The sequence below is a fragment of the Streptomyces sp. NPDC057900 genome, assembly GCF_042887885.1.
In the GTDB taxonomy this organism is placed as follows: domain Bacteria; phylum Actinomycetota; class Actinomycetes; order Streptomycetales; family Streptomycetaceae; genus Streptomyces.
In genome coordinates, this window is record NZ_JBHVOI010000027.1 from 1 (window position 1) to 11,863 (window position 11,863).

Annotated in this window: 15 protein-coding genes; 3 read left to right on the plus strand and 12 right to left on the minus strand. The window is 71.4% G+C overall.

What is annotated here, in order from left to right:
* Both ACFVQ0_RS36965 and ACFVQ0_RS36970 read right to left on the minus strand, forming a co-directional pair.
* Positions 1–1,801, minus strand: a 1,801-nt coding sequence (locus tag ACFVQ0_RS36965; RefSeq protein WP_390093577.1) for an FtsK/SpoIIIE domain-containing protein, incomplete at its 3' end; no start/stop codon positions are given.
* Positions 1,802–1,880: 79 nt separating this feature from the next.
* On the minus strand, positions 1,881–2,159 hold the full coding sequence (locus tag ACFVQ0_RS36970) for a helix-turn-helix domain-containing protein (protein WP_390093578.1): 279 nt from the start codon (positions 2,157–2,159) through the stop codon (positions 1,881–1,883).
* A gap of 384 nt (positions 2,160–2,543) precedes the next feature.
* Between ACFVQ0_RS36970 and ACFVQ0_RS36975 the strand changes: the two genes are divergently transcribed.
* From ACFVQ0_RS36975 to ACFVQ0_RS36985, 3 genes are all read left to right on the plus strand, one after another.
* The gene (locus tag ACFVQ0_RS36975; RefSeq protein ID WP_390093579.1) at positions 2,544–3,275 is read left to right on the plus strand and encodes a GntR family transcriptional regulator; all 732 of its coding nucleotides are present in this window, start codon (positions 2,544–2,546) and stop codon (positions 3,273–3,275) included.
* Positions 3,276–4,544: 1,269 nt separating this feature from the next.
* A complete protein-coding gene (locus ACFVQ0_RS36980) occupies positions 4,545–5,216 on the plus strand; it encodes an NUDIX domain-containing protein (RefSeq protein ID WP_390093580.1) in 672 nt (223 codons plus the stop codon).
* 20 nt (positions 5,217–5,236) lie between these two features.
* Positions 5,237–5,368 carry a hypothetical protein gene (locus tag ACFVQ0_RS36985; RefSeq protein ID WP_390093582.1) on the plus strand — a complete coding sequence of 44 codons (132 nt, stop codon included), beginning with the start codon at positions 5,237–5,239 and terminating at the stop codon, positions 5,366–5,368.
* A gap of 975 nt (positions 5,369–6,343) precedes the next feature.
* Here ACFVQ0_RS36985 and ACFVQ0_RS36990 read toward each other — a convergent pair.
* The 10 genes from ACFVQ0_RS36990 to ACFVQ0_RS37035 all read right to left on the minus strand — a co-directional run.
* The gene (locus ACFVQ0_RS36990; RefSeq protein WP_390093583.1) at positions 6,344–7,915 is read right to left on the minus strand and encodes a replication protein; all 1,572 of its coding nucleotides are present in this window, start codon (positions 7,913–7,915) and stop codon (positions 6,344–6,346) included.
* 476 nt (positions 7,916–8,391) lie between these two features.
* Entirely contained in the window at positions 8,392–8,739 is a 348-nt protein-coding gene (locus ACFVQ0_RS36995) for a hypothetical protein (protein WP_390093584.1), read from the minus strand.
* Positions 8,740–8,831: 92 nt separating this feature from the next.
* Positions 8,832–9,053 carry a pRL2-19 gene (locus ACFVQ0_RS37000; RefSeq protein WP_390093585.1) on the minus strand — a complete coding sequence of 74 codons (222 nt, stop codon included), beginning with the start codon at positions 9,051–9,053 and terminating at the stop codon, positions 8,832–8,834.
* On the minus strand, positions 9,050–9,220 hold the full coding sequence (locus tag ACFVQ0_RS37005) for a hypothetical protein (RefSeq protein ID WP_390093586.1): 171 nt from the start codon (positions 9,218–9,220) through the stop codon (positions 9,050–9,052). The genes ACFVQ0_RS37000 and ACFVQ0_RS37005 overlap by 4 nt, the downstream gene beginning before the upstream one ends.
* Before the next feature lie 63 nt (positions 9,221–9,283).
* Entirely contained in the window at positions 9,284–9,715 is a 432-nt protein-coding gene (locus ACFVQ0_RS37010; RefSeq protein WP_390093587.1) for a protein kilB, read from the minus strand.
* 141 nt (positions 9,716–9,856) lie between these two features.
* Complete coding sequence (locus tag ACFVQ0_RS37015) at positions 9,857–10,063, minus strand: hypothetical protein (protein WP_390093588.1); 207 nt, start codon at positions 10,061–10,063, stop codon at positions 9,857–9,859.
* Positions 10,060–11,157, minus strand: coding sequence for a hypothetical protein (locus tag ACFVQ0_RS37020; protein ID WP_390093589.1), 1,098 nt, complete (start codon positions 11,155–11,157; stop codon positions 10,060–10,062). The genes ACFVQ0_RS37015 and ACFVQ0_RS37020 overlap by 4 nt, the downstream gene beginning before the upstream one ends.
* A complete protein-coding gene (locus ACFVQ0_RS37025) occupies positions 11,157–11,465 on the minus strand; it encodes a hypothetical protein (RefSeq protein WP_390093590.1) in 309 nt (102 codons plus the stop codon). The genes ACFVQ0_RS37020 and ACFVQ0_RS37025 overlap by 1 nt, the downstream gene beginning before the upstream one ends.
* Positions 11,462–11,596 (minus strand): hypothetical protein, encoded by a 135-nt coding sequence (locus tag ACFVQ0_RS37030; protein ID WP_390093591.1) that lies wholly within the window; start codon positions 11,594–11,596, stop codon positions 11,462–11,464. The genes ACFVQ0_RS37025 and ACFVQ0_RS37030 overlap by 4 nt, the downstream gene beginning before the upstream one ends.
* Positions 11,593–11,863 (minus strand): MarR family transcriptional regulator (locus ACFVQ0_RS37035; RefSeq protein WP_390093592.1); only part of this gene is annotated, 271 nt, incomplete at its 5' end. The genes ACFVQ0_RS37030 and ACFVQ0_RS37035, both read right to left, overlap by 4 nt.

Sequence of the window (11,863 nt, forward strand, 5' to 3'; positions counted from 1 at the left end):
GGACCCGACTCCGGTTGGTGACCGGCTCGGCGGCCGGGGCGGTCACCGCGGCTTCGTCCTTGATGAGTCGGAGTGCAGGCCGCTCCGCCTCCGGCTGCGCGGCCGGCACTCCTGCGCCACGGGTCCAAACCGGCCGGGAGGGGAGCCCGATCACGTCCTTGGGCGACATGGCCCGCGTACGGATGTGGTGGGGCTTGGCCTTGGGGTGCGACCGCAGCAGCGCGTAGCCCGGCATGGGCAGTTCGTGGGCGTGCCACCCCTTCTCGTGGGCATCCGACCCGAACACCACCTGGGATTCGCTGGCGCTGGAGAGCGCGAGCGACGCCCGGTAGGTGATCTGTCCCGCGATCTGCGAGTCGATGCCGTGGCCCTCTCCGGACATGGTCGGCTTCTGCGTCGCCCACACCAGGATGATTTCCGCCGCACGGGCCCGGCGGGCGATGGACCGCAGGTTCTCGATGATCCGGCCCCAGTCCGGGTCGCCCGGCTCCTCCTTGGTGCCCTTGAATCGCTCCTTCTTCGACATCGCGATGACCTCCGCGCCCTCGTCGACGAACACGGTGATCCGGGGCCGCCTCGCGGAAATCTGGATCACGTCCTCACCCCGGGGAATGAGCTGTTCACGCTCGACCATCTCGGCGTACAGCTCGTCGGTGACGTCGAGGACGTCCTCTGGCGTGATCGCGGTACGGGCGCGGTGCTGCCAGTTGATCGCCTCCACCCGCTTGGGGTCGATGACCACCAGGCGGTGATCCTCGGTCTCCGACGCCGCCGCGAGCAGGGCCCTCGTGCTCCAGCTCTTGCCCGAGCCGGAGGTGCCCGCGACCATGACCCGCCGCCCGAGAGGCACGTGCACCGACTCGCCGGTCACGGTGTCGACGCCCCACGGCTCACCGGGCTTCCAGCCAGACAGGTCGGCGTCCTCGGCCGCGTTGCGGGTCCGCAGAGTGATCGTGGCGCGGTCGCCGTGCGACCCGGCCTTGATCTCGATCCGCAGGTCCGTCCGGGCACCGAGCAGAGCTCGGATCTCCGCCGACTTGGCCTTGAACCCGTCGGGGGTCCACTTGGCGTCGAGGCGCACGTGAGTGACCAGTCCGGCCGGGGTGACCTCCACCGGGGTCGGGACCGTGCCGGACAGGCCCCGCTCGTCGGCATGCTGAACCCAGTACGTCGGGTCGAGGCGGGAGGCTAGCCGCCGCTCCTCGGCCGACAGCGCGTCGTCGACCTTGACCGTGACCGACCGCCGACCGAGCCACAGCGCACCGGCGTTCGCCGCGACGACCGCGATCGAGAGCGACGCGGGCCACGTCGCCCAATCCGCCGGCGTCGACAGTGCCCACGACGCGAACCCGGCCGGGAGCACGTGCGCGGCGTGCGCCCGGAAAGCGACGCTCGTCAGCGTGCTGGGATAGTCGCGCTTCGCACCCTTGAGCGCGGCCTTGGCCGACTGACGGGTCGAGCGCGCCGCCCGGTCCGCCGTCGCGGCGGCCCGGCGGGCAGTGGACAGCGGGTTCTTGGACGCCGCGCGGGCGGCCGTCCGCTGGCTACGGGCCGTCGCGGCCGTCGACCGGGCCGAGGTGTGCGCCGTCTGAGCCTTCATCAGAGCCTTGAGGTGCTCCGGGGTCCGGAGCTTCATCCGGCGGTCCGCCTCGGCGTCCCAGCGGGCGGCGAACGGCGCGAACAGCGGAGCCGCTACGTCCAGCTCGCGGTTCACCGCCACCCGCAGGGCCGCCGACAGGCGGGGCTTGACCGGAGCGGGCTTCACTGACGTGGCATCACTGGCAGGATTGAGCGTGTTCATCTGCGGTTCCTTCGTGAGAGTCGGTTCCGGGGATGTGCAGGGCGTCGGACCGTGAGCGCGGTCCGGCGTCCGTTCTGTGTCAGATGCGGACCTGTCCCTTGGGCGGCAGGCGGTGCGCGGCCGCGATCGCCGCGTAGCCGGACAGCAGCTCGCCCGGCGTCACGGCGAAGAACTCGGCGACCGCAGCGAGGTCGTTCACCCGCCACCCGGAGTTGCCGAGCAGCCGCTGCGAGAGCGAGCCGCGAGTGATTCCCAGCGCGCCGGCCACATCCACCTGACGGCAACCGGTCCGGGTCATCAACAGCTTGATCGTCTCGTTCAGCGTCGCTTCCAACGTCTCCCCCTCGTGATCAGTCATGATTACAAACCCTTCGTCGCGATGGCTGTGCCATCACCAAACTGATGATGGCACAGCCAACACTATGCGCGCAATGTCATCCTCACCATCGATCTCGCGCGGCGGGCGCACCGGGTGCTCGGACCGGTTGCACCCCCGGTTGCGACCGATCGGGCCGGTTGACCCCATCAACCGCCCCTGACCTGCGGGGTTGCAAGGTGAAGCCGATCGGACGGAGGGGGCCCTACGCGTACGCGCGCGAGGGGCCCTGGATTTCCGCCCCGCAAGACGCCCCCGAGAGGCCGTCTTGCGTAGCCACATACTGTGGTAGCACAGTAACTGTGTCAAGGCATACACTGTGCTAGCGAGCTACACACTGACTCTCACACTCCGAGGAGCACCCTCATGTCCCTGGACCGGACGCCCCCGTACCTCCAAGTCGCTGCCGCCCTGCGCCGCCAGATCGTCGCGGGAGAGCTGAAGCACGGCGACGCACTCCCGTCCGTGCGGGAGCTGGCCGCCACCTACTCGATCTCCACCGCCACGGCCCAGAAGGTCCACAGGGTGCTCAAGGCCGAGGGGCTGGCCGAGGCTCGACAGGGCGCGGCCACCACGGTGAGCACCCGGCGGACGCTGCACCGCACGGCCGCCGACCGCCTGGAGGCCGCGCTCACCACGGGCCGGATCTACGCCGACGGCGAGTACGCGGTCATCACGGCCGCCGACCTCTCCGAGCCCCCGGAGTGGGTGGGGACCCTGCTGGGCACCGAGCCCGGCGGCCGGGCCGTCCGCCGCCAGCGCGTCACGCACAATGCCGACGACTCGCCCGTGTCGACGAGCACCAGCTGGTTCGCGGGCGAGCTGGCCGAGACGGTGCCAGCGCTCCTGGAGACGGACCGGATCATCGGCGGCACCCCGTCCGCCATCGAGGCAGCGACCGGCCGCCGGGCGGTCGCCTCCGAAGAGGCCAGCACCGCAGACGCCGCGACCCCGGAGCAGGCTCGGCTGCTCGGCATCACCCAGGGCGCCCCCGTTGCGCTCAGCCGCAACATCTACGTGGATGCCGAAGGAGAGCCCCTGGAGGTGGGCGAATCGATCGCCCCCGCTGGCCGGTGGCGCGTACACCGCAGCAGCTGACGTCAGCACGACGAAGCCCCGCCGGATCACCCGGCGGGGCTTTTCCGTGCCAGACGGCCCGGCAAGAGCTCGGCGCTCCTCACTGCCCACCCCGCCCCGATCGGCCGTCAGCGGGCCGTACAGGGCGCCCAGTGCCCGTAATCCTCCGTGGCCTGACCGTGCGCGACTGCGGCGCCGCCGGGCGGTGAAAGACGGCTGGCGGGAAGGGAGGGGTGGTCTGCCGGGGCCACGTCGCCGTCTGCCGCCCGATCACGGGGCGGGCCGCCGTACCCACGCCGTCACGGATGCGGGCGCGACAGGCGACCACACAGCCAGTCCTGGCGGGCGGGGAGCAGCTGCTGCCGCGATCGGGCCGGGACCGGCGGAAGACGGCGAAGCCTTCGGTGCAGGCGCGCGGTACCGCAGGAGCGTGTCGTTCAGTCATCCCGTGCCGGGAGCCCCCGCGACCCGATCCGCCGGCCAAAAGCGGGCAGGCGGATCTACTCCTCGTCGAAGAGCGTCGGTGGCGGATCCCGCCGCACCCCCGGCGGCGGCGGCAGCAGCGGCTTCCACCCCCGCCCCCGCGTCGTCGGGAAAGCACCACGCCGCGGCACCGGCCGGGCCACCTGCCGAGTTTCGTCACGTGACGCATCCGGAGTTTCGTCACGTGACGAATCCGAAGGGTCAGCAGGGGCGGGAGCAGGCGCAGGGCGGGGGACCGGTCCGGCCCGCAGTGCGAGTACCGCGTCGATCTCGCGGCGGGTCTGCCGCGCCTCGTAGGCCCTCTGGCGGCACGACCGGCGGCAGTACCGGGGAGGGCGCCCCGTGCTCTTCGCCGGGCGGAAGGGCATCCCGCACCACTCGCATCGCCGCTGCCCTTCCGGGAGGCCTCGCGTCAGGGGGTCGTCACTCATTCGCTGGACGCTACCGGCCGCGTCATGAGACGTGCCGTGGCGACCCCCGCCGCCCGAGCACCTCTGGCACTTTTCCCCGGCGCCCTCGTCGGGGAGTGTCCGTCCCTCCATCTTGCTCACCGCGGCGGTCCGGCCGGCGCTTCCGCAGCATCGCCGCCCGGACCGTCATCCGGCACCGCCAAGCCACCGCCACCGCACCGCCACCGCACCGCCACCGGGTGAACGGAGGTGACGGTGCAGTGGCGGTGCGGTGGCGGTGCCGGGCGACGGTCCGGGCGGCTGCACCCAAGACGCATTGATGATTACATTGCCATCTCGACGATGGCTGTGTAATCATAGAGATGTCAGCAGGACACCACTTCGCAGGGAGATCACCATGCCCGAGTACATGCCGACCGACGTCACACCGCCCGAGCTGCTGCCCGCCGCTCTGGCCACCGAGGTGCCCTTCTGGGCAGAGGCCGCCGCGACCCCGGCCGCAGTCACCGACTGGCAGGAGCGCCAGGCCCGCGCCCTCGTGCCGTTCGAGGTGGGCCCGGACGGCTGGCCGATGAACCCGGCTGGCCGCACCGGCAAGGCGGGGCGGAACTTGGGCTGCTGGGGCGAGAACCAGGCGGCCGACCCCATCGTGGTCGCGGGCAGTGGCCAGGAGCGCCGCCGCGTGCTCCTGATCACCCGGTCCGACATCGGCGTGGAGGCGATTCCCGGCGGGATGGTCGACCCGGGCGAGACCGCCCCGGCCGCGCTCGTCCGCGAGCTGCGCGAGGAGACGCGCGTCGACCTGCGCGACCACACCCCGGTGATCCTCGGCGTCGACCTCGTCGACGACTGGCGGAACTCGGATCACGCCTGGGTCGTGTCGACGTCCGCGCTCTACCAGCTCCCCGCCACGGTGACCGCCATCGGGTCCGATGACGCACTGGACGCCAACTGGTACCCCTTCGGGGACCTGGAGCAGCTCACCACCGCGATCACGGCAGCCGGGCGCACTCTGTACGCCGCGCACGTTCCGCTGCTGACCCGCGCACTCGACTACCTGACCCGCTGACCCACCGACAGGGGCACGCCATGCGCATCACGATCACTGACAACACCGGCCGCGTCACCGAGACGACCACCGATGATCAGGACGTCGCCCGCGAGTACGAGCTGCTGCCGTTCGAGACCGACCACATCACTGTCGTGACCGTCGAAGACTGACCCCCCAACACGAAGGGCCCGTCCAGTGGACGGGCCCTTCGTCGTGCCCGACCGACACGAGCGCCGAGCACCTCTGGCACTTTTGATCGCCGTCCCGCAGCACGGACCTCGACCGGATCGCTCACACCTATGCATCACGACCCGACGGCACCCCGACCGACTCAGATCACACACCTAGGCATTCCTGATGAGACGGCGATCGAGCACGGGCACCAGGACCACGAGCACGACCGGGAGTACGAGCAGCTGCACGACGAGAACGGTCACACCTCAGGCATTACGAATGACCAGGGAGCAGCACACCTCTTGCACTTCGGCGCGGGCCGCAGAATCACGTCATGAGTACACGCCGCCCGCTGGGCATCGGACCGACGACGAGCACCGCCAGGAGCACGGCGAGCCCGCGACTTCTGCCGGCCGAACGCGCCGAGCTCGATGCGCTCCTGGTGACTCGCGGCGGCCCGGAGCAGGCAGTCGAGCGGACCGGCCGCCGGGTCCTCGGAGCGGGTCCAAAGACTGAGCGAGTTGTGGCGAACTGATATCAGTTCGCCCTTGCTGGACCCGCAGGAGCGGGCAGCGAGTTGGAGGTCACTGACCCCGGTAACGAGTCGGCCGGGGACGGCCGGGGGTGTCGTGGGGAAGGTGTCGGCGTCCGCCAGACCCCTTGACCGGACCCCTTGACCAACAGGTCAGACCCCTTGACCAAGCCCCCTCCGGACCGCCGAACGAAGCGCCCCACGAAGCGCCCCGGTAGACGTCCTGAACGGCGCCCTGGTGGACGCACTGCGAAGCGTCCTGCGAAGCGCCCTCGAAGATCAGACAGGGGTGAAGCACAAAGGGGGTTCCCTGTCCGGGAACCCCGCAGAATTCGGTAGCCAGTTAGTGCGTACTGGTTCAGTAACCCCCGCATCGGTTGTGCCGGCCGAAGTGCGCGGCAGGCACAACCGATGCTCCGCCGGACGTGAATCCGGCGGGTCAGGTTCGGGCGGCGAGCTGTACGAGCAGGCCCGCGAGTCGTCGTCGAAGCTGGTCCGTCTCGGCCTGTTCGATCTCGAACCGGGCCGCCTTCTCGCGTGCCTCGCGCTGGGCCAGCATTCGCGCCGCCATGTTCTCCTGGACGGCTGCGATCTCCTCGGCGGTAAGCGGGCGGACGTGACCGGGGAGACCTCCGAGCCCGTACACGAGATCGCCCACCGAGTCGTAGACCTCGGCCGCGACGATCTCCTCGACCTCCGGCTCGGCGTAGCCCTTGACCACCCTCCCGTACGCCGTGGTGCTCATGACCACGCCGCCGGTCAGCGGCTCTTGCGCCGCCTGCTCGAAGACGAATTCGGCGTCGCGCTCCTGTGAGTCGTCGCCGTCCAGGCCGACGTGCCTGCGCAGTCCTCGGGTCCACTCGATCGCCCGGCGTCCGGCCATGGCCTGCTCGTACTCGGCCCACCAGTCGCGGAGCTGGAGCGCGGTTCCGTAGCCCTCGGCCTCATCCGGGTCCAGGCCCTCGGCCTCCAGGTCCCACAGCCGGTAGAGCATCTGGAAGGGGACCATGGAGTTGCGGCCCCGACCGCGCTTGTTGTCGGCACGGACGGTCTCCATCGCGGCGCCGCCCGCAGCGTCCAGGTCGCCGGTCACCGAGTCGGGCCGCTTCCCGTCCTGGACCTTGGTCAGGTACTCGATCAGCGCCGCGTCATCGGCGGACCGGATGACCTGGACCATGACGCCGTGCCCTTTGCCACCGCACTTGCAGCCCTTGCGGCCGCACTTCTTCGTCGGCTCAAACGACGGGTCGGCGGCCCGCAGGGTGCGGGTCCACAGCTCCCGGAGCCAGTCCTCCCACTCCTCAAGGCGTGCGTCCGTGGGCTCGAAGTACCCGCCCGGCTTGACCATGCCCTTGGCCGGGGTGCCGTCCAGGGTGGCCCCGGCGAAGATCAACAGGTTCATGTGTGGGTGCCAGCCGTTCTCCTGGCTGCGGGTCACCTCGGAGGCCCGGACCATCCCGGCGTATCCGATGCGGTGCCGGTGCCCCTTCTCGGCCGGGCGGACCGACTCCATGCGGGTGCCGTCCTTGCGCGTCCACCGGTTGATCGCCTGGGGCCGCCCGTAGAACGCGGGGTCGGTCAGCATCCGCTGGTAGGCCCCAGGAGCGCGCCGGGGCTTGTCGGAGCTGTCCAGGACCGGTGCCCCCTTGGCGTCGAGCAGGGGGGCCCCCCAGAGCGCGTCCGAGAGGTCCGCGAGGAGCGTGGTCCGGTTGTGGCGGCCGGTGAGCACCGCCGCGATGAGCGTGCCGCCAGCGGCCAGCCAGCGCAGCGCGGCGGTCTTCAGCTCCTCGGTCCGGCCGGTACGGATCGCGGCCGAGCACTGCGAGCAGAACCAGATGCGCCCGCACCGGGCGACGCCGAGCGTCACGACGTAGCCGCGGCTGGTCCGTCCGTAGATGACTCCGGTGTCCGGGTCGAGGACCGCGCGGCCGCACCCACGGCAGGCGCTGATGCCGGAGACCCGGTTGAGGATGCGGCGGCCCTGCCACCTGCGGGTATCCGGCTTGACCACGGTCGGCTTGGGCTTGGCGTCGTCGCTCTCGGAAAACTCTGTTGACCTCTTACCGAGGTGTCCGGGGTTGCCGCCGGACGCTTCCGCGCGGGCCAGAGACCGCTTCGCTGCCTTGCGGCACCGGTCGGAGCAGTACACGCGCGGGACCTTGCCGGGCACGTGCTCGATGGCCCTGCCGCAGTGGCAGCGGGGGCCCGTCCCGGCGGGCCGGACTACCCGGGTAGCGCTGATCTCTCGTACGCTCTTCACAGAGCAACGTCCTGTCTCGCCGGTTCGACTCGGCGCGAGATAAGGGCGGCGACCCTGGGCCTAGGAACCCGGGGTCGTGCCATGTCTGGGGCTGTGAGGCCTGGGATCGATCCTTGCATCGGCTGTGCCGGTTGCTCCCCCCGGTCCGCGTGACGCGCCGTGGGGCTCCTGTGGTTTGACGGTCCGAAAGAAGCCCCGCCGGGTGATCCGGCGGGGCTCCGTGGTGCTCAGAGGTCGAACAGGGCCTCGGTCGTGTCGCGGGTGCGGTGGGCCGCGTCCTCGGTGTGGCGCTTGCTGGCGAGGCGGTAGCAGCTCGGGCACCAGGCCCTGAGCTGGTCCCTCGGCGCCTGCGCCTGCTGTCCGGGTGTGCCGGACAGGTCGACCGGGGCGATCAGGAGCCGGGTCCCGTTGTGGTCGTGGCGGCGGTCGCATCGGCGGCCCGTCTTGGCGTGGGTGCGGCCGCAGGAGCCGGTGCACTCGCACTCGCCGTCTGCGCGGCGGATCACGACGTCCCAGGCCGGGGGGTTGCCAAGCGGGGTGGTGGGGTCCGGGTCACCTACTGTGAGCATGCTCATCGGGTTTCCTCCGATGGGTCGGGCCGCTGGTGGTGGTACACCGAGCGGCCGGTGGCGGGGCCAGGCGTTGATGCGCCGGGCCCCGTTTCGTGTCAGGTGTGGGTGATGCCGCCCGCGTCTCCGTCCGGGCGGGGCTGGACGCTGATGCGGATCGTGCCGTCCGTCTGCGGCTCCATCGCCACGGCGTGGAATCCGCCGTCACGGGTGCCGAGCGCGTCGGGGGTGAAAGCGCCGGCCGGGAGGGTGAGCGACCCGCCGTGATGCATGAGGATCGCGACGAGCATCGCGTGGCTCATGTCGGCCGGGGTCGTCATCGGGCGTCCCGCTCGTCCAGCTCGGCGGCGCGGGTCTCGGCCTCGGTCCGGGTGGCGTAGGCGCGGAACGGGTTGTCACCCTCGACCCGGTACTGGGCGACGAGCTGGCGGGGGTAGACGCCGGGGACGAACGACTCGGTGATGATCCGCGTGGTCGTGGTCTTCATGGTGGGTCCCTTCGGGGTGGTGGTGGGCGGGCCGCCGGGTGGCGGCCCGCCGTGGGGCGTTGGTCAGGCGGAGAGGTGGCGACCGGCGGCCGCCACCAGGGCGTCCGACGCGGTGATGGCGTCCGTGCGGAGCTCGTCGAGGAGCGGTTGCCCGGCGCCACGGAGCGCGTACGCGGCCTGTGCGGCGGACTGGGCGGCGGGGGCAGCGGCGGGCATCAGGAGCTGGACCCGCAGGAGCGGCGCGGTGATCGCGGACCGGGTGGCGTGCGACTCGGTCCGGGCCTCGGCCCAGTCCTCACCGCGCAGCCGCAGGTCCTCCCGCACCCACATCGCCCGGCGGTGGTCGGCCAGCGCCTCCACCAGGGCGGTGACGGCCGCCAGACCCTCGGTACGGCGGGCCTCCTGACGGGCGGTCCGGGAAGCGCGGTGCTGCATGAATCCGGCGATGCCGGTACCGGCCAGCGTCCCGAGTACGGCGATGAGGGTCTGCCACATGATGTGCTCCTTTGTCCCGTGTCCTGCTGACATCTCTATGATGGCATAGCCATCCTCTTGATGGCAATGCCATCGTCGGATTGGTTGTGAGCAGCCTCCCCGTAGCCCCCGCCCGGCGGTCCGGGCGGGGGCTACGGGGCGTCAGGCGGCAGGCACCAGACGGGCCGCGAGGTGCGCGGCCGTCACGAGAATCAGCCGGATCTCGGCCTCGGCCCCGGCGGGCAAATCGGCCGCCGCCGGAAGTGCCGGCGGATTGGTCGGCGGAGTCGGGACCGGCCGGGGCCGGAGGGTCACCGCGAGGGCGACGACCGCGATCAGGAGCGAGAGCAGGTAGGCGATCGCGATCACTTGGTGGCCCCTTCCAGCTCGCTCACGCGCTTGGCGACCCAGCCAGTGGACCAGCCGGTGAGCGCCGCGATCTGACGCTGCGAGCGCCCCTCACGGACCGACTCGGCCACGGCCTCACGGGCGGCGGCCTCGGTCATCTTCTCGCCCGCCGGGGTGTCCGCCGAGGCGTCGTGAGCACTCTCGTGAGCGGGGGTGCTCACGGGGGCGCTCACGGTCGGGCGGGGGGTGCTCACGGCCGGGCTCACGAGTGCCGGGGCGGGCCTGCGGGCCTCTGCCGCCTTCCGGTCCCGATCGGCCTTCTGAGCCGCTTCCTTGGCCTTGCGCTCCTTCTCCAGGCGGTCGCGCTCACGCTCGGCCCGCTGGTCCGCTTCCCGCCTCTGATCTGCGGCGGCACGCAGCCGGAGAGCTTCGCGCTCGGTCTCGGCCTCCCGCTCCTCACGGGCGACACGGGCGGCATGCTCACGGTTCTCCCGCTCGATGCGGGCCGTGTGCTCACGCTCCCGCTCACGCTCGGCCGCAGCCTGCTCGCGGGCCTCGCGCTCCGCCTGTCGGGCGGCTGCCTCTCGGGCCTCCCTGGCGGCCCGCTCGGCGTCCCGCTCAGCCCGTGAGCGCTCCTCACGCTCACGCCGCTCACGGCGTGCTTCCTCGGCCTGCTCACGGCGCTCCGCCTCGATGCGGGCGACCGCCGCCGTGATGGTCCGGCGATACGTGAGCGTCGCCTCGGCGGTGACGATGAGCAGGGTCGGCGCGACCATGTGCACACCCACGCCGACCGCGTCGCCGCTGAGCGCCGACTCGCCAACGTTCAGTGCGAGGGTGAGCGCTCCGGTGAGCCACCGCAGAGCGGCCGACCAGCCGCCGGGGCGACCGCCCAGCCTGGCCACGATCGCGTCGATCCGGACGACGATGATGACCGCCGCGTCCACCACGATCGGGAGGATCGGCGCCGTCCAGTCCCACCGGTCTGCGGTGACCCGCTGCACGAGCGGGGTGACCGTGAGGACGGAGAAGAGGACTGCCCCCGCCACGATGATCCAGCTCAGTTTCAGGACCCGTTCGGCGGCGGCCACTTCGGCTTCGGTGTTGATCGACATCACTTGCCGCCCTTCGAGAGCGAGACGGAGAGGGTGATCCCGCCGCCCACGAGCGTGGGGATAGCCGCCTGGAGAGCGGTCGCGGTCTCGGCCGCCACGGTGACCATCTGGAGCACCATCACGGTGCTGATCCAGACGACCGCGCCGACGCCGACCGTGAGCGAGAGGACCACACCGATCGCCCCGGCGTGCAGGGAGCGGTCAGGGGCGGTGTGGACGTTGATGACCACCTGGCGGGGGTCTGCGCCGTGAGGGAGGTAGGCGGCCGGGATGTGCCCGGCCCTGATCTGCTCGTCGGGACGAATCACGACTGCTCCTCCGTCGGCGTGTAGTCGGGATCGATCGACGCGGACTCAGTGCACTTCTGGCAGTTGGGCGGGCACTGGGGCTCCGGCTCGGAGCTGGTCAGCGCGGCGGCCACGCGGGTCTTCCAGCTCATGCCGACACCGCCGCATCGCCGTTGGTGCCCAGGATCAGTCCGGCATCCGGGTCCTTCACCAGATCGCCGGTCTCCAGCAGGGCCTTGACCAGCTTCGAGACGCTGCCCTTGTTGATCTCGGTCCGGTCGACGATGTCCCGGTTGGTGCGGGCACCGGCAGCGACCGCGCCCAGGACCCGACTCCGGTTGGTGACCGGCTCGGCGGCCGGGGCGGTCACCGCGGCTTCGTCCTTGATGAGTCGGAGTGCAGGCCGCTCCGCCTCCGGC

What these genes read in the sequence shown, in the direction of transcription:
- ACFVQ0_RS36970 (WP_390093578.1), bottom strand. Translation starts at nt 2,159, where the DNA reads ATGACTGATCACGAGGGGGAGACGTTGGAAGCGACGCTGAACGAGACG.
- ACFVQ0_RS36975 (WP_390093579.1), top strand. Translation starts at nt 2,544, where the DNA reads ATGTCCCTGGACCGGACGCCCCCGTACCTCCAAGTCGCTGCCGCCCTG.
- ACFVQ0_RS36980 (WP_390093580.1), top strand. Translation starts at nt 4,545, where the DNA reads ATGCCCGAGTACATGCCGACCGACGTCACACCGCCCGAGCTGCTGCCC.
- ACFVQ0_RS36985 (WP_390093582.1), top strand. Translation starts at nt 5,237, where the DNA reads ATGCGCATCACGATCACTGACAACACCGGCCGCGTCACCGAGACGACC.
- ACFVQ0_RS36995 (WP_390093584.1), bottom strand. Translation starts at nt 8,739, where the DNA reads ATGAGCATGCTCACAGTAGGTGACCCGGACCCCACCACCCCGCTTGGC.
- ACFVQ0_RS37000 (WP_390093585.1), bottom strand. Translation starts at nt 9,053, where the DNA reads ATGACGACCCCGGCCGACATGAGCCACGCGATGCTCGTCGCGATCCTC.
- ACFVQ0_RS37005 (WP_390093586.1), bottom strand. Translation starts at nt 9,220, where the DNA reads ATGAAGACCACGACCACGCGGATCATCACCGAGTCGTTCGTCCCCGGC.
- ACFVQ0_RS37010 (WP_390093587.1), bottom strand. Translation starts at nt 9,715, where the DNA reads ATGTGGCAGACCCTCATCGCCGTACTCGGGACGCTGGCCGGTACCGGC.
- ACFVQ0_RS37020 (WP_390093589.1), bottom strand. Translation starts at nt 11,157, where the DNA reads ATGTCGATCAACACCGAAGCCGAAGTGGCCGCCGCCGAACGGGTCCTG.
- ACFVQ0_RS37030 (WP_390093591.1), bottom strand. Translation starts at nt 11,596, where the DNA reads ATGAGCTGGAAGACCCGCGTGGCCGCCGCGCTGACCAGCTCCGAGCCG.